Consider the following 21,488-nt stretch of genomic DNA (forward strand, 5'->3'; position numbering starts at 1 on the left):
GAACCTCAAACGTGTGTTACATGATACTTTCGTTTAAGTTCCCTTAGTTCCTTCCTACGAATCCTCATCCACAAAAGTTTCACGATTCAATTCGTGCCGCATCACGTTCAAGGACAGGTGCGAGGTATCGTCCTGTGTAGGATGCTTCAACTTCAGCGATCTGTTCCGGTGTCCCGGCAGCAACGATCGTTCCGCCACCGTCGCCCCCTTCTGGTCCAAGATCAATCAAGTAGTCTGCCGTCTTGATGACATCTAAGTTGTGTTCGATGACGAGCACCGTATCACCATTGTCGACAAGACGTTGTAAGACTTTCAACAGACGCGCGATATCGTGGACGTGGAGTCCTGTCGTCGGCTCATCGAGAATATAGATCGTCTTCCCAGTCGAGCGTTTATGCAACTCGGACGCCAGTTTAACACGTTGCGCTTCCCCGCCGGACAGTTCCGTCGCGGGTTGACCGAGACGCATGTACGTCAGACCGACGTCAGCAATCGTCTGCAGTTTCCGCGTGATTTTCGGAATGTTCTCGAAGAAGGCGAGTGCATCTTCAACCGTCATCTCAAGCACGTCGGCAATCGTTTTGCCTTTATATTTTACTTCGAGTGTTTCGCGGTTATAACGTTTACCGTGACAGACTTCACACGGAACATAGACGTCCGGTAAGAAGTGCATCTCAATCTTGATGATCCCGTCGCCACGACACGCTTCACAACGTCCACCCTTGATGTTGAAACTGAAACGTCCTTTTTTGTAACCACGGAGTTTCGCTTCGTTCGTCGAAGCAAAGACGTCCCGAATATCATCGAAGACACCGGTATACGTTGCTGGGTTCGAACGCGGTGTCCGACCGATTGGTGACTGATCGATATCGATGACCTTATCGATTTGATCCAGACCGGTGATCCCTTTATGAGCACCCGGTTTTTCTTTCGCCCGGTTCATCTCGTGCGCAATCGTCTTATAAAGAATTTCATTGATCAACGTCGATTTCCCGGAGCCCGAGACACCAGTGACAGCGACGAACAGACCAAGCGGAATGTCGACATCGACGTTCTTCAAGTTGTTTTCCGATGCTTTGTGGATATGGAGCATCCGACCGTCCGGCTCTTTGCGTGTCGACGGCACAGGAATGAACTTCTTCCCGGACAAGTATTGACCAGTCAACGAGTTCGCATCCTGCATCAACTCTTCCGGTTTCCCGGCTGCCGTAACGAATCCACCGTGATCGCCGGCACCAGGTCCGATATCGATCAAGTAGTCGGCTGCCATCATTGTGTCTTCATCGTGTTCGACGACGATCAACGTGTTGCCGAGATCACGCATCGCCTTCAGCGTATTGATCAGACGATCATTATCACGTTGGTGTAAACCGATCGATGGTTCATCCAGAACGTAGAGAACGCCCGTCAGACGCGAACCGATTTGTGTCGCAAGACGAATCCGTTGCGCTTCCCCACCGGACAATGTCCCCGCTGCGCGTGAGATCGTCAGGTAATCGAGACCGACGTTCTCAAGGAACGACGCCCGTTCGTGAATCTCACGAACAATCATCCGCGAAATCGTCTGATCCTTCTCACTTAATTTCTCCGGCAGTTCGTCGAAGAACATAACCGCTTGTTTGACGGACATCTTCGTCACTTCACCGATATGGTGATCGGATACTTTGACGGCGAGCGATTCCCGTTTCAAGCGGTGTCCTTTACACGTCGGACACGCCTTCTTCGCCATGTAGCCTTCCATCTGTTCCCGGATATAATCAGACGACGTCTCCTTGAAACGACGTTGTAAGTTATTGAGGACCCCTTCGAAGTAGATGTTCGTATTTCGGACCATCCCAAAGTCGTTCTCATACCGGAAGTGGATCTCTTCCTTCGTGTTTCCGTTCAAGATCGTTTCGCGATGTTCTTCTGACAATTGTTCGAACGGTGTATCCATATCGATCTTGAAGTGGTCACAGACCGCTTTGAGTAATTGTGGATAATACTGCGAGCTCGTTGGTTCCCACGCCACGATTGCCCCTTCGTTCAATGACTTATCGGGATGCGGCACGACGAGATCAACATCGACCTCAAGCTTCGTTCCGAGACCATCACATGACGTACAAGCACCAAACGGTGAGTTGAACGAGAACATCCGTGGTTCGAGTTCGCCGATCGAAAAGCCACAGATCGGACAAGCATGATGTTCACTGAACAACAATTCGTTGCCATCCATCGTATCGACGATGACCCGACCGTCCGCGAGGCGAAGTGCAGTCTCGAGTGAATCCGCAAGACGGGCTTCGACATCTGGTCGCACGACGACACGGTCGACGACGACTTCGATCGAGTGTTTCTTGTTTTTCTCAAGCGTGATCTCTTCGGCGAGATCCATCGTCTCTCCGTTGACACGGACGCGGACGAAGCCTTCCTTCTTCAAATCGTCGAGCACCTTGACGTGCGTTCCTTTTCGTCCGGAAACGATTGGCGCGAGGATTTGCAGACGAGTCCGCTCCGGCAACTCCATCACTTGGTCGACCATCTGACTGATCGTCTGGCTCGAAATCTCGATGCCGTGATTCGGACAAATCGGTTTACCAATTCGTGCGTACAATAGACGCAAATAATCATAGATCTCTGTGACCGTTCCGACCGTCGAACGTGGGTTTTTACTCGTCGTCTTCTGGTCGATTGAAATTGCTGGACTCAGTCCTTCGATCGTGTCGACATCCGGTTTATCCATCTGTCCGAGGAACTGACGGGCATAGGCTGATAAACTTTCGACATAACGTCGTTGTCCTTCCGCGTAAATCGTGTCGAAGGCAAGCGACGATTTCCCTGACCCGGACAAGCCCGTCAAGACGACGAGCTGATCGCGGGGAATTTCGACATCGATGTTTTGTAGATTATTGACGCGAGCGCCTTTGATGATAATCTGATTCTTCTTTTCTCCCAACTTAGGCACCTGCTTTCAATTCTAATATGAGGTCGCGGAGCTCAGCAGCTCGTTCGAACTGCATGTCTTTCGCCGCTTGACGCATCTCTTGGTCGAGCTGCTCAAGCAACGTTTCGCGCTCCGGTTTTTTGAGTTTGTTGAACTTCTCGAGTTTTTCGACGGTGTCGTCGCTCTCGATCGTCGTACTGATGACACCACGGACATCCTTTTTGATTGTCTGCGGCGTGATGCCATGTTCTTCGTTGAACGCCATCTGGATCGCGCGACGGCGTTCCGTCTCATCGATCGCCCGTTGCATCGAATCGGTGACTTTATCGGCAAACAAGATGACGTGTCCTTCCGAGTTCCGCGCCGCCCGACCAATCGTTTGAATCAGCGAACGATCCGACCGGAGGAACCCTTCCTTATCGGCATCGAGAATCGTCACGAGTGAGACTTCTGGAATATCGAGTCCTTCTCGTAACAAGTTGATCCCGACGAGGACATCGTATTTCCCGAGTCGTAAGTCACGGATGATTTCAATCCGTTCCAGCGTCTTGATCTCCGAGTGCATATAGTTGACCTTGACACCATTCTCTTTCAAGTAATCGGTCAAGTCTTCTGCCATCTTCTTCGTCAGTGTCGTCACGAGAACACGTTCGTTCTTCGCAACCCGGTCACGGATGTTATCCATCAAGTAATCGATTTGTCCCGTGATCGGATGAATCTCGATCGTCGGATCAACGAGACCGGTCGGACGGATGATTTGCTCGACCATCTCTTTCGAATGTTCGAGTTCATACGGTCCTGGTGTCGCCGAGATATAGATCGCCTGACTGACTTTTTCCTCAAACTCCTCAAACCGTAACGGACGGTTGTCTTTTGCCGACGGAAGACGGAAACCGTGATCGACGAGGACTTGTTTCCGCGCCTGGTCTCCGTTATACATCCCGCGAATTTGCGGCAGTGTGACGTGCGACTCATCGGCAACGAGTAAGAAGTCCTTCGGGAAGTAATCAAGCAACGTATACGGTGTTGCCCCTTCCGGCATCAAGTTCAAGTGACGCGAGTAGTTCTCGATTCCGGAACAATAGCCCATCTCACGCATCATCTCGAGATCGTAGTTCGTCCGTTGTTCGAGCCGTTGCGCTTCAAGCAACTGATTGTCTTCGCGTAGCTTCGCAAGCTGGACCTCTAGTTCCTTCTCGATGTTCGCGATCGCCTTCTGCAGACGGGTATCCCCCGTCACGAAGTGGGACGCCGGGAAGATCGAGATGTGCTCACGGTCCGCGACGATCTCACCTGTCAGCGGATCCATGTCACGGATCCGTTCAATCTCGTCACCGAAGAACTCGACCCGGACACACTGTTCGTCGCGTGACGCCGGGAAGATTTCGACGACGTCTCCGCGGACGCGGAACCGTCCGCGCTGGAAGTCGATGTCGTTACGCTCATACTGGATGTCGATCAGACGACGGAGCATCTCGTTACGCCCCATCTCATTGCCGACACGCAGGGACAAGACGTGGTTGTTGTACTCTTCCGGGTTACCGAGACCATAGATACACGAAACAGACGCGACGATCAAGACGTCCTCCCGCTCGAACAGGGCGGACGTCGCCGAGTGACGTAGTTTATCAATCTCATCGTTGATCGAAGAGTCCTTCTCAATGAACGTATCCGTCGATGGGACATACGCTTCCGGTTGATAATAATCATAAAAACTAACGAAGTATTCGACCGCATTGTTCGGAAAGAATTCCTTGAACTCCGAGTAGAGTTGTCCCGCTAGTGTTTTGTTGTGGGCAAGGACGAGCGTCGGTTTCTTGATTTCCTTGATGACGTTCGAGACCGTGAACGTCTTCCCGGTACCGGTCGCCCCAAGCAACGTCTGATGTCGTTCGCCTTGTTTTAGCCCAGTCACCAATTTTTCGATTGCCGTCGGCTGATCACCGCCTGGCTCAAATGGTGAAACGAGTTCAAAATCCATCGTTTGCTTCCCCCTCATCACGTAAAAAATCTATTTTTATTGTACCACTTTACGAACAAACATTCGATTATGAAGTGCTCCTTTTAGGAAGTTACCCTTTTTTTCGAAAATGCAAAAGTTTCTTTTTGCTTCGAGTATTGATCCTCGATTTTTCTGCCGACAAAAAAATCCCCGTCACGGCTGTTCCGTGACAGGGATGTACTCGTTAATGCAAGGACCGCACTTTAGTGCGACCATGGACCGGCTCGTTGACGAACAGAATACCAAGTTCATGATGATCTTGTTCGTAGAAGGCACGTTGCGCAAACCGGATGTCGCCGTTATGGTTCATGACTTCAAGACGTAGATACGGTTTGTGTTTTTGGATGGCTTCGTAGAACGATGTTTCCGAATCGACCTTCTCACCATTGACTTTATAAATCGCTTCGCCCGGAATCAAGCCCATCTCGGCAGCTGGTTTATCAGGTAGCGTTCCGAGAATGACGGCACCACGCGTTCCATTGAGGAACAATGGGGTCTGTGCCCGGTTCAAGCGTTTGACCCGCTGATGCAATAGGATATGCAGAACGAGCAACAAGACGATCCCGTACAGCCATTCAGCTTGTCCGGTGACGTATGCAAGAACCGTCAATAGAATCGCGACGAGACTCGTAATCAAACGTCCTTGAACGAGTGGACGCATCAATTCTTTCGGCAACTTACCCGTAAAGAGGAAGCTGAAGCCGATCGGTAACCAAAGCACGATCGGAACGAGCTCTGGGAAGCTGTAACGTGGCCACCAGGCTTCAAGCACGTCACCCGGAACAAAGACGAGCAAGGGCAATAGCCAAAGTTTATTCGCTGACAGCCCACCGATGAAGCGACCACGCTTCGAGACGACGAGTGACGGTGACAGGCGTCGCTGCCCGCGCCACCAGACGAGGAGACATTCCGCGACGAGCGTTAACGTCGCAAGCAATAAAATCATTTTCGGCTCAACCGCTCGAACCGGATCAAGACGTGAATCCATTAGGAACCAGCCGGCAAGTCCAAGCAAGACAATCGGCCAAAGCGGTACGTTTAAGCGAACGATCCCGACCAACAGCAGGACGCTTGAGAGCCCGAGTAACAACAGAGCGTATTGCGGCGTCAGCGTCAATCCGAGCCAACCACTGACGACGGATAAAACGAGACCGACTAGAAGACCAGGTAAAAGTGTTTCGAGGACATCGCTTCGTTTTCCATGTGTCCGGGAGCGGAACAGTCCGCGTTCCCGTTTGACACGCCTGATGCCGATGACCCAACTGACAAGGAGTGCTAACCACAAGGTCGGACTGGCGATGAGACTAATCGCGGTCCAACCAATTTCATCGAGTAATTCCACGCGCATTCAGACCTCTTTCCATTCCTTATTATTGAGCAGCGACCTCGAGTGCTTTTTTCCGCTGGACGTCATTTTTGTCGTCCTCGAGTTTCTTCAGGAGACGCGTCTCCATCTCACCCGCTGTCTGCTGATCGATTTTTCCAGTGACGTCGAGTTTCGCATCCTTTTGCAAAGCTTCGACGGCTTGTTTCATCGTGTCACCAAAATACCCATCCTGTCCTTTTGGCTCGTAACCGATTGCTTCGAGGACTAAGTGAGCGTTTTCGACCGATTTACCGTAATCGCCGACTTCAAGCGACTTTTTGTCAGTCAGGATCTTCGTGACGTTGAAGTACGCTGGTTGCTTGACTTCAATCGTTGGCTTGACCCCTTTTTTATGGATCCAGTTGCCGTCCGGCGTCAGCCATTTGTTCGTCGTCAACTTCAAATCACTACCGTCCTTTAAATCATATGCACTTTGGACGATTCCTTTACCAAACGATTTCGTACCAACGACCTCAGCCCCAGCCCCTTCCTTCAGACCAGCTGCCAGAATCTCAGATGCAGACGCGGATCCGCCATCTTCGAGCACGACGATGTTATAAGGTTTCTTCTCGTCTGCCTTTCCGAATTCCTGCTGCCGCTCCCCTTTATTGTTCTCGACTTGATAAATCGGAACGTCCTTCGGAATGAACGGCGCAATCATGCTTGAGACAGCCGTCAAAAGACCACCCGGATTCCCGCGGACATCGATGACAAGTCCATCGATGTTCTGACTCTCGAGTTTCGCGAGCCCTTTCTCGAACTCTTTAGCCGTCGGTTCTGAGAACTGCGTCACTTGCAAGATACCAATTTTCTTCCCGTTGACGTCTTCCGTCGACGTATAGACCGTTTCGATTGGAATCGTATCCCGTTTAATCGTGATGTCCATCGCATCTTGACCGCTGCGTTGAATCGTCAGGACGACGTTCGTCCCTTTTTCACCACGGATTTTCTTGACCGCTTGATCCGTTTTTTGTCCTTTTGTCGACTTACCGTCGATTTCTAAGATGACGTCACCCGGTTTGATCCCGGCTTTTTCAGCCGGTGACCCTTTGATTGGTGAGACGATGACGATCGACTCACCTTTTTGTTCAAGCGTCGCACCAATCCCTTCAAACGAAGACGATAGATTCGTATTGAACGATGCCGTCTCCGACTCGTCCATATAGACCGAGTACGGATCGTCAAGCACTTCCGCCATACCGGATAGCGCACCGTCCAGCAGTTCCTTATCTGTTACGTCCTCTAGATAGTTCTGTTCGATCATTTGACGGACCTGATCAACTTTTTTCCAATCACCCGTCGCATTCGCAGACGACGATGACGTCGAGACAGAATCCGTTCCGCCAGCCGCTAACATTCCGACGGCGCCTGCCCCTAAACCAAGCCCGAAGGTACTGACCGCGATGACTGCTGTTGTAGATTTTTTCACGCTTGATTCCCCACTTCCGTTAAAAAACGCAGTATTTTTTTCAGTATAGCAAAAAAAGATAGGTTACCCTATCTTTTCGGTATTCTATGGGATGTCAAAAGATGTACGGTGCCGGGTCGACTGCATTCGGTTGTCCGACCGCCCACTCTCCCTTATGCAATTCGAAATGTAGATGCGGTCCTGTCGACCAGCCGGTTGAGCCAAGCGTCCCGACCGTCTGACCGGGCATGACCGTTTGCCCCGCCGACACACTGATTGAGTCAAGATGCGCATAGACGGTCGTATAGACCTGTCTGTCGATCAAATGCGTCACCATGACGACATTTCCGTAACCGGTCGCACTACCGGCACGGAGGACGATCCCTCCAGCTGCCGCATGGATCGGCGTCCCTTTCGCGTTGACGAGATCGATGCCCGTATGCAACTCCGGTTTCCCTGTCAATGGATTATTACGCGGACCAAATGGTGACGACACATAACCTTTGACTGGTAAGTGGAACGGGCGACTGACGTCGACATCAACACTCGTATCCGGTGTTGCACTTGGCGTCTCAGTCTCAGGAACCGACGTCTCTGTTTTTGGTGTCTCTGCTTTCGGTACTTCTCCTTGTTTCTGTTGCTGCGCCGCTGCCTCTCGTGCAGCTTCAGCAGCTTCTGCGGCTTCCGCTTGACGCTTGGCTTCTGCTGCCCGTGCCGCTTCTTCGGCTTTACGTTTCGCTTCTTCTTTTGCTTTCCGTTCTGCTTCTTGCAGAGCAATCAATTCGTTTTGAATCAGACGACGCTGATCCGCGAGGATTTCCGCCTCTTCGGCTTTCGAGAACTGCTCTTGTTGCAGTTCCTTGACCTTTGTGTTCAACTGGACGACGAGCTTTCGTTTCAAATCAGACTCCGCGATGATCCGCGTCTGAAGCACGAGTAACTTCCGTTGTTCCTGTTTCATGCTCTCCAGTAATAACGCTTGTTCCGAGCGTTGTTCGTTCAGCTGCTTGACGTTCGCCTTATAGGCTTGCAAGACATTATCATCTTGCTTGATGATCTCACTGACCGTACTGAAACGCGAAATCAAATCACCAAAATCCTTTGCGTCGAGCAGGACTTCGATGTATTTGACGTCTCCTTTTTGCTGGACGGCACGCAATCGGCTTCCGAGCAACTCTTCTTGCTGATGCAGTTCCTTCAACGTCTCGGAAATCGCTTCTTCCGTCAGACGCAATTGTTCCTTAGATGCAGCAACAGCCGCTTGTTGATCGGCTATTTTAAGCGCTAAATCATCCAAACGGCTGTTGACTTCATCCAGTTGCGCACGGGCTTCCTTGCGCTCCTGTTTCGTCAAGATCAACTTCTCTGATGTCTGATTCTGTGATCGTTCCGTCTCTTTTAGACGACTTTCGACCTCCTGTTGTTCCTTCAGCAAATCTTCTTTCGACGCGGCATCAACGGACACACTAGTTCCAATCAAAGCTAAGCTCAGGACGGCAGAATAGAATCGGACTTTCATGAGAAGCATCTCTCCTCTATTTTATTTTTGAGTGAATCCCTTAAATCTTCAAGAAACGACCGAGTGATGTCGTTGATCCCCATACACCGATGAATGCACCGAGTCCAAGCAGGATCAAGACGACTTGTGCCGACAGTTCACCTGGCGGAATCAGCGAGAAGATTCCCGCATTCACGGTAGCAAGTTGCGGTTGGATCGCGTTGTATGAGACTTCGTAACCGAAGTAGACGACGACGATCGGGATGATGGCACCTAATATGCCCATCAATAATCCTTCGACGAAGAACGGTGCACGGATGAATCCGTTTTTCGCTCCGACGAGGCGCATGATCTCGATTTCCCGGCGACGGGAGAAGATCGTGACTTTGATTGTGTTCGAAATGAGGAACATTGCCATGAATGTCAAGCCGACGATCAGGATGATTCCACCGATCCGAACTCCTTCAAGGAAGTTAAACATCTTTTTAACATAGTCCTTACCATATTCGACACTATCTACATTTTCCATTTTTTTGATGGAATTTGCAAGTGTTTCTGTCTCTTTTGGTGAGGTAGCTTTGACGATATATCGGTCGTGAAGTGGATTATCCTTTTCAACCGACTGATAAGCTTGTGAGCCTTCGCCAAGTTGCTCCTTGAAGCGGTCCAGTTCTTCTTCTTTCGAACTATAACGAACAGAGTTGACACCCGGCATCTGCTTGAGGGAGTCACCCACTGCATCAATCTTCGACTGGTCTGCTTCTCGTTCGACGAACACTTGGATTTCAACGTCTTTTTCGACGTTATCGGAAATCTTGTTGACGTTGAACATGAGCATTGCGAATATTCCTACGAGAAGTAAAGTGACGGTAACAGCACTGACAGAAGCGAATGTCATCCAGCCGTTCCGGACGAGACCTTTTGCCCCTTCCCGTAAATGACGGAATCCATTAAACTTCATAGCCGTACATTCCTTTCTCTTCGTCTCGGACAATTTTTCCTCCGTCGATCGCTAAGACACGATGACGCATCTTGTTAACGATGTCTCGGTTGTGTGTCGCCATTACGACCGTTGTCCCACGGCGATAAATTTCTTCGAATACTTCCATGATCTCCCATGCTGTATCCGGGTCCAGGTTCCCAGTCGGCTCATCGGCGATGACGAGTGACGGACGATTGACGATGGCTCTCGCGATCGAGATCCGTTGTTGTTCGCCCCCAGATAATTCATCCGGATAGTTGCGCTCTTTATGCTTGAGCTTCACGAGATCGAGGACCTCGAGAACTTTCTTCCGGATTTGTGATTTGTCTTCTCCTACGACTTCTAGCGCGAAGGCGACATTTTCATAAACCGTCAATGACGGGAGTAGTTTGAAATCTTGGAAGATGACGCCGATTTGGCGACGAAGTTCGGGGATTTGACGGTTCTTCAGCTTACCGACTTCGATTCCTTTAAACAAAAATGAACCGCTCGTTGGTTTCTCTTCGCGGTACATCATTTTCATGAATGTTGATTTACCCGCACCCGACGGACCGACGATATAGACGAATTCGCCTTGATTGATCGTCAAATCGACCTCACGGAGTGCCGTGACGCCGTTCGGATAAATCTTACTGATTCGTTGCATCTTGATCACGTACTTCACATCCTTACTTATTTACTGATGCTGAATGGATAGGTCTAAAAACCTACCGACCACCATTATAACAGGGACGAAATTGAACGCACATTACAATCAAATGTCATTTCAGGCGATTATACCACAAAAAAGAGGCACGAATGACGAACACATGTCGTGTGTGTCATCTCGTACCCCATCATATCCCATAATTATTTTTTGTCAGCGAGCCAGTCGGCAACAGCGACGATTTCTTCATCTTCTTTGAGGATTCCAGCAGGCATTTGCCCTTTCCCGTTTTTGATGATCTCTTGGATCTCTTCTGAAGAGTATTTCGATCCGACCTTCGTCAGGTTCGGTCCGACATTCCCTTCAAGGTTGTTTCCGTGACACGATGCACAGTTGTTCGCGAAGATTTTTTCCGCATCGACGGCTGTTTCCGTCTTCGACGAATCATCGTTCATCGTCGATTCTTCCTTCGTGCTTGACGAATCGCTAGAGCTTGAATCGTCACTACCGCCACACGCTGCGAGAGCAAGCGTCGTCCCTAACCCTAACGCAAGTAACAAGTTTTTCAGCTTCATCCGGATATCCCCCTCTGTAAGTATCTACATAAACACTTCTGACCTAGTTAGAGTATAACCGTTATCCGGAAGAGTTAAGCCTGATTTCACAAAAACTTCACGAGTTCAGAACAATTACGGCACATTCCGGTATCGTTTGTCGTCCGTAAAACCAAGTCCAAGTACTTCATGGGCTTCACTGACGACGAGGAAAGCTGAGGGATCAATGTGTTTGACAATTTCTTTAAGCGTCGTGATCTCCCCTTGGCGAACGACGACCATCAACATCGGTTTCCGTGTCCGTGTGAACGCACCTGCTGCCTCGATCTCCGTCGCCCCGCGATCGAGCGTCTCGAAGATTTCCTTCACTAACGCTTCCCGCTGATCGGAGATGATATAGGCAAGCTTGTCGTTCGTGATCCCGAGCTGAACGACGTCAATCATCTTGATCGTGATGAATAAGGCGACGAGCGCATACAGTCCAATCTCTAGCGAGAAGATCGTCGCTGCACTGATGACGATCGTTCCGTCGAGCATGGCGATACAGAGATGGAGCGGCAACTTCGTGAAGCGATGCAGGATTTGTGCGATCAAATCCATTCCCCCAGTCGACGCCCGTCCTCGGAAGATCAGACCGAGTCCGATCCCGACACCGGCACCACCGAAGATCGCGGCAAGCATCGGGTTCATCGTCGCAGCAGGGACGTCGAATCGCTCATAAACAAGGATGACGACTGGTAAGAAGATTGACCCGACGAGTGATTTGACGCCAAAGCCCATCCCGAGGATCATCCACCCGATCGCCAGCAAGACGACGTTCGCGACAAGCTGAAACAACCCTGGCGAGATCCCGAACAGATCGTTCAAGACGATCGATAAGCCACTGACTCCTCCTGAGGCGAGTTGATTCGGTGCTAAAAACAAACTAAAGGCACTTGCGACGAACAAGGACCCGATTAACAAATACGCATAATCGCGCACGACTTCCTGACGTGTCGATGTCATGACATTCCATTTCCCCTTATCGATTGATTCTCGTGTTTCATTTTAGCGGAAAAGTCAGACAACGACTAGAGAGGCGGAACAACTCACAGTGTTCCCTTTATACCGCACTAAAGGGCGGACTGTAGCGGACGATGCCGCTAATACCACGCAACCCATTCCGTTCGAGTGCAAGGACGAGAAAGACTTCTGGCGGAACGGGGAACGGTGGCTCAATGCCATAGTCGATCGCCCGCTCGAAACCGAACTGCGGATAGTAGCTGTCGTGACCGAGTACGACAATGTGTGATTCACCAGCATTCCGCGCATCCTCAATCACTTGACGGATCAATTCAGAGCCAATCCCTTTTCGTTGCCAGACCGGCAGGACGCCGACTGGTGCTAAGGCAAGTGACGGGATGTCATCGATATGGATCCGGCTTAAGAGAACATGACCGACGATTTCCCCTTTGTCGGTCACGGCGACGCGACCGAAGACCGGTTGCGCCGCTTCGTCCTCGCGTAACGCATCAACGAGATTCGCTTCGTTCGGTTGTTCGAACGCTGCTTCATGGACAAGCCGGATTCCCGCTGCATCCTTAAAGCCTTCTTTCCGAATAATCATCAGCTGTTGCTCCCTTCGAGTGGTTTCGTTGCGAAAAGCGTGAACTCGGACGGGATGTTCTCACCGTTCCAGCCACGATGCTCGTCGAATCGGTCTAATGTGAATCGCGTCGCGATGACGCCGTTTAAGATCTCGCTCAGCGTAAAGTAACGGACGGAGACGTCCGGAAAATCGGTTTGTTCCGCGTCCGTAAAGTGTGGCTTGTACGCCAGGTCACCCGCTTGCAACGCTTGATCGAAATAACGCGGTCGATACGTCAAGTCCGCATCGATCCAACGTCCGACTGGATGAAAATCGCTAAGGATCAACTGTCCACCAGGCCGCAAGATCGTAAACAGAATCTGCAGAAAACGCTCGAGATCCGCAAAATAATGCAAAATCCCGCCTTCTAAGTAGAGGAGATCAAACGTATCACGATATCGTTCAAAATCGATCGCATAAAGATCGCCGACGACATATTGAATTGATGTCTCAGCATGGTGCGCCAGTTCAAGCGCATACTTGGCATTCTCCTCTGAGATATCAAACACCGTGACGTCCGCCCCGAGTAACGCTAACGGCACCGCCTTGCGTCCGTTCGAACCACAGATGTTCGCGATCGTCTTCCCGGCGACGTCTTCGAAATGACGACGATGTTTCTTCAAACATGCGGCGGGATCTTGTTTGATGATCGCAGCATATTCCGCCGGTGTTCCGTCGCGTTTCTCCCAAAATTCATACGCCCGGTACTCCCACGCTTGTTTGTTGATCCGACTTTGCTCCTGCATGACTGTTCCCCCTTTGACGGTCAAAAAACCAGTCGAACATCGTCCGACTGGTTGGTTGTCTTACATATTCATCAGACGGAGGTACGCATCGATGAAGCCCATGATGTCACCATCCATTGCTCCTTGCGTATTCCCGACTTCATAGTTCGTCCGGTGATCCTTGACCATGCTGTATGGGTGGAAGACGTACGAACGGATTTGGCTACCCCATGCGATATCCGATTTTTCACCACGGATTTCGTCGAGTTTCTTTTGTTGCTCTTCGATTTCGCGTTGGTAGAGTTTCGCTTTCAACATTTTCATTGCTGCTTCGCGGTTTTTGATCTGCGACCGTTCTTGTTGACAAGAGACGACGACGCCTGTCGGAACGTGTGTGATTCGGACAGCCGAGTCCGTCGTATTGATGTGCTGACCACCGGCACCAGAGGCACGGTACGTATCGATCCGTAAATCTTCCGTACGGACTTCGATGTCGATGTCATCGTTGAATTCCGGCATGACGTCACACGAGACGAACGATGTATGACGGCGACCTGACGAGTCAAACGGTGAGATCCGGACTAAACGATGGATCCCTTTTTCGGCTTTTAAGTATCCATAGGCATTGTGCCCTTGAATACGGAGCGTGACCGATTTAACACCTGCTTCATCACCCGGTTGGTAGTCCATCGTTTCGACTTTCCAGCCTTGCTTGTCGCAGAAACGTTGGTACATCCGCAACAGCATCGATGCCCAGTCTTGCGACTCGGTACCACCCGCACCTGGGTGTAACTCGAGGATTGCGTTGTTTGCGTCATACTCGCCGTTCAAGAGGATTTGTAGTTCGAAGTCTTCGAATTTCTTCTTGAGGTCGCCAAGTTCTGACTCGAGCTCTTCTTGAAGATCCGCATCCGGCTCTTCCTTGATCAATTCGTACGTCAAAGCGACGTTCTCGTGACCTGCTTCGAGTTCTTTGTATTTGTCGACCATCGCTTTTAAGCCGTTCGACTCATCGATGACTTTTTGTGCCGATTCCTGGTTGTTCCAGAAGTCTGGGTACGTCATCTCGTTTTCAAGTTCTTCGATCCGGGCAATCTTCGACTCGAGGTCGAGTGATGCCTTATATTCGTCGAGTTTCTTTTCCATCCACTCGGCGGTGTTGCGAATTTCTGCTAATTCCATGTGTTCCACCTTCTCTTTCCGTGAAAAGAGGCAGGAATCTCCTGCCTCTCTTTCAGTCGATTCATCACTTACGCCTGACGGCCGTGACAGTTCTTATATTTCTTACCGGATCCACACCAGCACGGATCGTTGCGTCCGATTTGATCGTTTGGATTTTTCCGGACCGGCTTTTTCTTGACCGCTTTATCTTCCTTACCCGAAACGGCGACTTCGTCTTGGACGACTTTTTCGCGTTTGAGGTTCGGATCGAGATCCGCCCGAAGGACGAATTGTGTCACTTCTTCAGCGATCGCAGCGTTCATCGCATCAAACATCATCGAACCTTCCGATTGGTATTCACGGAGCGGGTCGTTTTGACCGTATGCCCGGAGGTGAATCCCTTCACGGAGTTGATCCATTTGATCGATATGGTTCATCCAGTGTTGGTCGACCGCACGAAGAACGATGACTTTTTCGAACTCATCGAATGCTTCGGCTGGTACTTCTGACCGTTTGTGCTCGTAGTGTGCGAATGTCCGCTCTTTGAGCAACTCGATGATTTCTTCGCGTTCTTTTCCGAAGAGGTCGCTTTCCGTGACCTTCTCTTCGATTGCGAGCGTCTGGTTCGCCCATTCTGCGAGCGCACCGATGCTCCACTCTTCCGGTACGAACTCGACCGGCGTGTACTGATGGACGCCTGCTTCGATCGTCTGCTCGATCATCGGACGGACGATATCTGACACGGAACCCGCATCGAGAATCGCTGCCCGGTCCGCATACATGACTTTCCGTTGGTCCGCCATGACGTTATCGTAGCCGAGGACTTGTTTCCGCGCATCGAAGTTGTTGCCTTCGACGCGTTTTTGAGCCGATTCAACGGCACGAGACACCATCCGGCTCTCGATTGGTTGCGAATCATCCATTCCGAGACGATCCATCATCGATTGCAGCGAATCAGAACCGAAACGACGCATCAACTCATCTTCAAGTGACAGATAGAATTGCGATGCCCCTGGATCTCCTTGACGACCGGCACGACCACGGAGCTGGTTATCGATCCGGCGCGATTCATGACGCTCTGTTCCGAGGATGTAGAGACCACCTTTTTCCAATACACCTTGACCAAGCTTGATGTCGGTACCACGACCAGCCATGTTCGTTGCGATCGTGACCGAGTTCGCTTGACCGGCGTTCTCGATGATTTCCGCTTCACGTGCGTGGTTCTTCGCGTTCAAGACTTCGTGACGGATGCCACGTTTCTTGAGGATGTTGCTGAGTAACTCCGACGTCTCAACGGCAACCGTACCGACGAGGACAGGCTGTCCTTCGCGGTGGGCACGTTCGATTTCGTCTGCGACGGCAGCGAACTTCCCGTTCATCGTCTTGAAGATCAAGTCCGGCATATCGTTTCGGACGACTGGTTTGTTCGTCGGAACCGGTACGACGTGCATGTTGTAGATGTTACGGAATTCTTCTTCCTCCGTCTTCGCTGTACCCGTCATCCCGGCAAGCTTCGTATACATCCGGAAGAAGTTTTGGTACGTGATCGTCGCAAGCGTCATCGATTCGCGTTGAATCTCGACGCCTTCCTTCGCTTCGATTGCTTGGTGCAGACCTTCCGAGTAACGACGCCCTTCCATGACACGACCTGTGAACTGGTCGATGATCATGACTTCGTCTTCACGAACCATATAGTCGACGTCGCGATGCATGACGGCGTTTGCCCGCAGTGCGAGGCTCAAATGATGGTTGAGTGAGACGTGCTCAAGACCGAACAGGTTATCGATGCCGAAGTATTTCTCAGCCCGGTCGATCCCTTGCTCCGTCAACAGAACACTCTTGGTTTTGATGTCGACTGTGTAGTCTTCATCTGCTTTCATGATTTTCGCGAATGTATCCGCTTGCGAATAGAGCGCTGTCGATTTCTCGGCAGACCCTGAGATGATGAGTGGTGTCCGTGCTTCATCGACGAGGATCGAGTCGACTTCATCGACGACAGCGTAATGGAGCGGTCGTTGGACACGGTCTTCTTTATAAAGGACCATGTTGTCACGCAAGTAGTCGAAACCGAACTCGTTGTTCGTTCCGTACGTGATGTCACAGCTGTAGGCTGCTTGTTTTTCCTGACGCGACATGCTTGAGAGGTTCAAGCCGACCGATAGACCAAGGGCCGCATAAAGAGGTTCCATGATGTCACGGTCACGTTTTGCGAGATATTCGTTGACGGTAACGACGTGAACGCCGTTGCCAGCGAGGGCATTCAAATAAACAGGGAGTGTCGCGACGAGTGTCTTACCTTCCCCGGTCTTCATTTCGGCGATATCCCCGTTGTGCAGGACATATCCACCGATCAACTGAACGCGGTAGTGGCGCATGCCGAGAACGCGTGTCGAAACTTCGCGACAGACGGCGAAAGCTTCCGGTAAAATATCATCTAAGTCTTCTCCGTTAGCGAGACGCTCACGGAATTCGACGACTTTCCCTTCGAGTTCTTGATCCGATAACGCACCGATTTGTGTCTCGAATGATTCCACAGCGTCTGCTGCTTTTTCGGCTTTCTTCAGGACACGTTTCGTTGGTGCAAATAATTCTTTTAGAAAATTAGCCATGCCTTACAGTCCCCTTACTTCGAACGATTCTTTGAACGAACAGAATTCCGAGATTTTTCCTTTATTCAGTGTACCGAATACGACGTCAAATTTCAACAAGCGGACCAAGCAGTGGTCTCGGTCTTTTGTCATAGAGCAAACGTACCTTGTGTAAAAATAGTTTTCCATCATATCAAAAAGGGACTCGCCCGTAAGAGCGAGTCCCTGTTGCATTCATTATTCTGGTTCAATCAAACCGTAACGACCATCCTTACGACGGTAGACGACGTTCGTGTTACCCGTTTCTGCGTCTGAGAAGACGAAGAATGCGTGTCCGAGCATGTCCATCTGAAGAATCGCTTCTTCCGTGTCCATTGGTTTGAGTGTGAAACGCTTCGTCCGAACGAGTTCGAGTTCTGCCTCGTCCTCTTCATAGACTGGCGCTTCCGCTTCCGGTCCTTCGAGCGTTTTGAAGTACTCTCCGATGCCGCCTTCTTTAGCGCGTCCTCTCCGGTTCAACTTTGTTTTGTGTTTCCGGATTTGACGTTCGAGCTTATCGACGACGAGGTCGATTGCTGCATACATATCGCCATTGATATCCTCTGCACGGAGCAAGAGGTTTGGCATTGGAATCGTCACTTCGACTTTTTGTTTCTCATTGTTGACTTTGAGATTGACATAAGCCGTTTGCGCTTCCGTAGGAGTTGTAAAATAACGAGTTAACTTTTCAAGCTTTTTCTCGACGTAATCCTTGAGAGCATCTGTGACGTCCAAGTTTTCACCGCGAATGTTGTAGATCATGTAAACTCCTCCTTAAGTAACCGGTTGAACCTATGAATTCGAGATGCTTCAGTCGTTTCCTTCTGAATATTCGAAATTCTTTGGTTCGTTTTTATTATAGCACGATAAGTGAAGGAAGACCATGAAAACGATGACATTCTCATGAATGTTCACTTCGGTTCTTAGCGTACGATAATATTGAAGCATGTTGATGTTAACGTATATACCCGTTTTATTCGAACTCAAAACAAAAACCGCTTTTAGGCGAATAGCCTAAAAACGGTGGCGGCTGCTATTGGATTAGATCTTTGAAACGTTCGCAGCTTGTGGACCACGATCGCCTTCAACGATTTCAAATTCCACTTCTTCGCCTTCTTCAAGTGATTTGTAACCATCGACTTGAATCGCTGAGAAGTGTACGAATACGTCTTTCGCGTCAGACGTCTCGATGAAACCATAACCCTTTTCAGCATTAAACCATTTTACTTTACCTTGTTCCATTCGAATTCACGTTCCCTTCGCAAACCAGAGTTCGAGAGCAAGCTCTCTACGGCTTAGTCTATCAAAAGAAGGAATTATTGACAATTAAAAATTCTGATTAATTTGAATTCATTCCGAAAAATGAATAATATTCCCTACTTATTGGTCTATATTTTAAAAAATTACGTTGTCATTACAGTTGTATTATTGTATTATATCGTTAGTAATTACCTATTTTATCCATTGTCCTATCTTAAGGAGGATGTAGTCGAATGCGACCATTCCATAATGACGAAAAGTATCGAATCACGAAACGGACGGTGGCGATTCTCCCGTGCTACGACATGATGAAGCAATCCATCATCGTACTCGAGGATGGCTCAACCATCATGACACCGCTTCGGCCGTATCAACTACTGCAGCTTTCCTGCAGGCAATACAACAGTTCCATTGAGGAACGCATCGTGACAGCAAAACGTGTCGCATCTGTAAAAGGAAAAGTCCCAGTCGTCATTGAACCGACACTTGGCCTCGTGTTTTTCCCAACGAAATCACCGAAACGTGATGATTGCGAGTGGTACGCTTGGAGCCACATGTCCGAAGTCATCGAGGAAGACGGACAGACGAAGCTCAAGACTCGTAATGGCATGATCCTTCCTGTAAACGCCTCTCCTTACATCGTCCGCAACCAAATGAAAGCAACTGGCGAGCTGATGGCTCGTTATCAACAATTGAACGCGATGACATTAGAGGAACGCTTTAATGCAATCAAATCTTAAGCAGTGACCGTAAAAAAATCAGGGTTGGGCGATGAATTCGCTCAATCCTTTTTGGTTTCTGCCGATATATAATGAGATGATAGTTTTAAAAAACAAGGAGGCTTCTCGATGAACATCCAATTGAACCCGGCACGTCCGGCGCAATCCCCTGGTCAGACGCCGCTTTCGGAGACGAAGACCTATAAGGGAACGGTCCTTGAGCAGACCGGACCACATACGGCTCTTGTCCAGGTCGGTCGGGATAAGATCGAGATGACCTTCACGGGCGACGTCCCGACAGGTGATTTCCAGTTCAAGGTCAAAGGACAGACCGCAGAAGGTTACTTGATCGAACAACTGACACCGGCGACACCGGATACGGAAACTCCACCTGTACTGTCCGTTCCCTCAAATGTTGATCCTGCTTTGCTAGAAGGCGTGCCGGCTGAACTAAAGCAAGCCGTTGCGAAGTTACTCGCAAGCGGTCAACTGCCGCAGACACCGGAAATCGTCGCCCAGCTCGTGACGGCATTGCAAGGCACGTACAAGGACTTAGCACTCGAACTCGTATCGCGACCAGACACGAAACTGCCCATTGACGCTGACGTCTTGATCGCGAGTCTTCTGGCGACGACGGAAGATTATCCGGACGTCCTCCCGGAGCGTGACGCCTTAAAGGAGCAGCCGACGTTCGAAAAAGCCGTCGCGCTTGACGTCGCTCGCGTCACACTACCGACGCAACGCGAGATCGAGACAGCGTCTCCCTTGCATATCCGGCAATACATTGAACACCTTCCAGCGGAGAAACGCCCGGCACTCGTCGCTACGCTCGAACGAGGCGATGTCGAAACCGTTCGTAAACAACTGACGCCCTACTTCCCGCAAGCGCCGCTTGAGCCGAAGACGAGCGTCCGCGAGCAACTGATCGGTCTGACGGCACGGGCAAGTCAACCGGAAGCTCAAGCAGCGCAAACGACACCGGTCCGCTCTGCCTTGACGCTCGTCCGCGAAGTGACGCCACGGCTTGCTGAGATTACGAACGATTTCAAGAGTCAACAGCGAACGATCGTCTCACAACTCCGGCAAATCGAACCGCTCGTTGAGACACGTCCTGTCCAGATGGTCGCCGTCATCGAGAGTACGGCGCAACGCTTAAAACAAATCTTCCAGCAAACGGATGCTTTACTGCATACCTCGATGAAGGATGAAAAACAGCTGATTCATTTCTTATCGAAACTCGAGCGGGGTGCGGAACTGGCGCTACTCGGACGTGGAACAGAGGCAAAAGCCGTCTTACAGGAAGTCCGAGTCGCCTTTGAAGCCTTCCGCTATGCGCCAGCGAACGTCCGTCCGACTTACTTACCGGAGATGCAGGGACTGCCACCGCAAGCACCAACGCTACCAGCGCAAGTAGCAACAAAAGCCGTTCCATATGAGCCGCAACAGAACAGCCCACGTCTTTTACAAGAGACCGTCCAAAAGACACTCCAGCTCCAGACGGCAGAACTGAAACTGAGTACACCGCCAGCGAATCCGGAAGCCGCCAAACTGCAGACATTCCTTGCAGCACAACAGCAAGTCAATAAACCGGACAGCCAGCAACAGTTGAACCAGATTCTGCTCGCCTTACCGGTCCAACTCGTCGAAGCGACGGCGGGACTCCACGTTCACTTGCAAAATAAACGCCCGGACGAAGTGATCGACTGGGAAAACAATACGTTGTATGTCCAGCTTAATACGCCGCGCCTCGGTGAAATCGGTGTCCGCGTTGAGACCGTCAACCGAAAGATGCAGATCACGATTGAAAATGATTTTCCGGTTCTTGAACAACTGGCGACCCCATTCCTCGACCGAACGACGGACGCCTTGCAAGCGACTGGTTACCAGGACGTCCGGATCCAGTTCCGTCCGTTCACGCGCGATCAAGTGACGGAGACCGTCAAGCAAGACGAGACGCCACGTGGCTACGACTACCGTATCTAAAAAGGAG

17 protein-coding genes are annotated in these 21,488 nt (G+C 50.4%); 2 read left to right on the plus strand and 15 right to left on the minus strand.

Translation table 11 applies throughout. From position 1 onward, the window contains the following. Window positions 1-79: 79 nt before the first annotated feature. From uvrA to KNQ09_RS09795, 15 genes are all read right to left on the minus strand, one after another. On the minus strand, window positions 80-2,935 hold the full coding sequence (gene uvrA / locus KNQ09_RS09725) for an excinuclease ABC subunit UvrA (protein WP_214858230.1): 2,856 nt from the start codon (window positions 2,933-2,935) through the stop codon (window positions 80-82). 1 nt (window position 2,936) lies between these two features. Then, the gene (uvrB, locus tag KNQ09_RS09730; RefSeq protein ID WP_023469235.1) at window positions 2,937-4,904 is read right to left on the minus strand and encodes an excinuclease ABC subunit UvrB; all 1,968 of its coding nucleotides are present in this window, start codon (window positions 4,902-4,904) and stop codon (window positions 2,937-2,939) included. Between the two features lie 205 nt (window positions 4,905-5,109). Continuing rightward, a complete protein-coding gene (locus KNQ09_RS09735) occupies window positions 5,110-6,273 on the minus strand; it encodes a PDZ domain-containing protein (RefSeq protein ID WP_214858231.1) in 1,164 nt (387 codons plus the stop codon). A gap of 22 nt (window positions 6,274-6,295) precedes the next feature. Continuing rightward, complete coding sequence (locus KNQ09_RS09740; protein WP_214858233.1) at window positions 6,296-7,720, minus strand: S41 family peptidase; 1,425 nt, start codon at window positions 7,718-7,720, stop codon at window positions 6,296-6,298. A 94-nt stretch (window positions 7,721-7,814) separates the two neighbouring features. Beyond that, window positions 7,815-9,218, minus strand: a complete 1,404-nt coding sequence (locus tag KNQ09_RS09745) for a M23 family metallopeptidase (RefSeq protein ID WP_214858235.1) — start codon at window positions 9,216-9,218, stop codon at window positions 7,815-7,817. A 40-nt stretch (window positions 9,219-9,258) separates the two neighbouring features. Further along, window positions 9,259-10,158, minus strand: a complete 900-nt coding sequence (gene ftsX, locus KNQ09_RS09750) for a permease-like cell division protein FtsX (protein ID WP_058704575.1) — start codon at window positions 10,156-10,158, stop codon at window positions 9,259-9,261. Beyond that, window positions 10,148-10,834, minus strand: a complete 687-nt coding sequence (gene ftsE, locus KNQ09_RS09755; protein WP_029342495.1) for a cell division ATP-binding protein FtsE — start codon at window positions 10,832-10,834, stop codon at window positions 10,148-10,150. Before ftsE ends, ftsX begins: the two co-directional genes overlap by 11 nt. Before the next feature lie 194 nt (window positions 10,835-11,028). Further along, window positions 11,029-11,400, minus strand: a complete 372-nt coding sequence (cccB, locus tag KNQ09_RS09760) for a cytochrome c551 (protein WP_023469241.1) — start codon at window positions 11,398-11,400, stop codon at window positions 11,029-11,031. A 114-nt stretch (window positions 11,401-11,514) separates the two neighbouring features. Then, window positions 11,515-12,384: a YitT family protein gene (locus KNQ09_RS09765; RefSeq protein WP_214858237.1), complete on the minus strand. Its 870-nt coding sequence runs from the start codon at window positions 12,382-12,384 to the stop codon at window positions 11,515-11,517. Between the two features lie 97 nt (window positions 12,385-12,481). After that, window positions 12,482-12,985 carry a GNAT family N-acetyltransferase gene (locus KNQ09_RS09770; protein ID WP_214858238.1) on the minus strand — a complete coding sequence of 168 codons (504 nt, stop codon included), beginning with the start codon at window positions 12,983-12,985 and terminating at the stop codon, window positions 12,482-12,484. Continuing rightward, entirely contained in the window at window positions 12,985-13,752 is a 768-nt protein-coding gene (locus KNQ09_RS09775) for a class I SAM-dependent methyltransferase (protein WP_214858239.1), read from the minus strand. The genes KNQ09_RS09770 and KNQ09_RS09775 overlap by 1 nt, the downstream gene beginning before the upstream one ends. 60 nt (window positions 13,753-13,812) lie before the next feature. After that, window positions 13,813-14,913: a peptide chain release factor 2 gene (prfB, locus tag KNQ09_RS09780; protein WP_023469245.1), complete on the minus strand. Its 1,101-nt coding sequence runs from the start codon at window positions 14,911-14,913 to the stop codon at window positions 13,813-13,815. Between the two features lie 68 nt (window positions 14,914-14,981). Continuing rightward, entirely contained in the window at window positions 14,982-17,501 is a 2,520-nt protein-coding gene (gene secA, locus KNQ09_RS09785; RefSeq protein WP_214858240.1) for a preprotein translocase subunit SecA, read from the minus strand. Between the two features lie 216 nt (window positions 17,502-17,717). Further along, complete coding sequence (gene hpf / locus KNQ09_RS09790; protein ID WP_023469247.1) at window positions 17,718-18,281, minus strand: ribosome hibernation-promoting factor, HPF/YfiA family; 564 nt, start codon at window positions 18,279-18,281, stop codon at window positions 17,718-17,720. A 279-nt stretch (window positions 18,282-18,560) separates the two neighbouring features. Continuing rightward, complete coding sequence (locus KNQ09_RS09795) at window positions 18,561-18,761, minus strand: cold shock domain-containing protein (protein WP_023469248.1); 201 nt, start codon at window positions 18,759-18,761, stop codon at window positions 18,561-18,563. Window positions 18,762-19,012: 251 nt separating this feature from the next. Here KNQ09_RS09795 and KNQ09_RS09800 point away from each other — a divergent pair, with 251 nt between their 5' ends. Together KNQ09_RS09800 and KNQ09_RS09805 are read left to right on the plus strand one after the other, a co-directional pair. Next, complete coding sequence (locus tag KNQ09_RS09800; RefSeq protein ID WP_029342501.1) at window positions 19,013-19,519, plus strand: competence protein ComK; 507 nt, start codon at window positions 19,013-19,015, stop codon at window positions 19,517-19,519. A 108-nt stretch (window positions 19,520-19,627) separates the two neighbouring features. Then, window positions 19,628-21,481: a hypothetical protein gene (locus KNQ09_RS09805; RefSeq protein ID WP_064299408.1), complete on the plus strand. Its 1,854-nt coding sequence runs from the start codon at window positions 19,628-19,630 to the stop codon at window positions 21,479-21,481. Window positions 21,482-21,488: the final 7 nt, after the last annotated feature.

It is taken from the genome of Exiguobacterium sp. s191 (assembly GCF_018618955.1).
Taxonomy (GTDB): domain Bacteria; phylum Bacillota; class Bacilli; order Exiguobacteriales; family Exiguobacteriaceae; genus Exiguobacterium_A; species Exiguobacterium_A abrahamii.

Excerpts from the sequence above, each read along its gene's own strand:
- uvrB (WP_023469235.1), bottom strand. The coding sequence starts at position 4,904 with ATGGATTTTGAACTCGTTTCACCATTTGAGCCAGGCGGTGATCAGCCG.
- KNQ09_RS09735 (WP_214858231.1), bottom strand. The coding sequence starts at position 6,273 with ATGCGCGTGGAATTACTCGATGAAATTGGTTGGACCGCGATTAGTCTC.
- KNQ09_RS09745 (WP_214858235.1), bottom strand. The coding sequence starts at position 9,218 with ATGAAAGTCCGATTCTATTCTGCCGTCCTGAGCTTAGCTTTGATTGGA.
- ftsX (WP_058704575.1), bottom strand. The coding sequence starts at position 10,158 with ATGAAGTTTAATGGATTCCGTCATTTACGGGAAGGGGCAAAAGGTCTC.
- cccB (WP_023469241.1), bottom strand. The coding sequence starts at position 11,400 with ATGAAGCTGAAAAACTTGTTACTTGCGTTAGGGTTAGGGACGACGCTT.
- KNQ09_RS09765 (WP_214858237.1), bottom strand. The coding sequence starts at position 12,384 with ATGACATCGACACGTCAGGAAGTCGTGCGCGATTATGCGTATTTGTTA.
- KNQ09_RS09770 (WP_214858238.1), bottom strand. The coding sequence starts at position 12,985 with ATGATTATTCGGAAAGAAGGCTTTAAGGATGCAGCGGGAATCCGGCTT.
- KNQ09_RS09775 (WP_214858239.1), bottom strand. The coding sequence starts at position 13,752 with ATGCAGGAGCAAAGTCGGATCAACAAACAAGCGTGGGAGTACCGGGCG.
- prfB (WP_023469245.1), bottom strand. The coding sequence starts at position 14,913 with ATGGAATTAGCAGAAATTCGCAACACCGCCGAGTGGATGGAAAAGAAA.
- secA (WP_214858240.1), bottom strand. The coding sequence starts at position 17,501 with ATGGCTAATTTTCTAAAAGAATTATTTGCACCAACGAAACGTGTCCTG.
- hpf (WP_023469247.1), bottom strand. The coding sequence starts at position 18,281 with ATGATCTACAACATTCGCGGTGAAAACTTGGACGTCACAGATGCTCTC.
- KNQ09_RS09795 (WP_023469248.1), bottom strand. The coding sequence starts at position 18,761 with ATGGAACAAGGTAAAGTAAAATGGTTTAATGCTGAAAAGGGTTATGGT.
- KNQ09_RS09800 (WP_029342501.1), top strand. The coding sequence starts at position 19,013 with ATGCGACCATTCCATAATGACGAAAAGTATCGAATCACGAAACGGACG.
- KNQ09_RS09805 (WP_064299408.1), top strand. The coding sequence starts at position 19,628 with ATGAACATCCAATTGAACCCGGCACGTCCGGCGCAATCCCCTGGTCAG.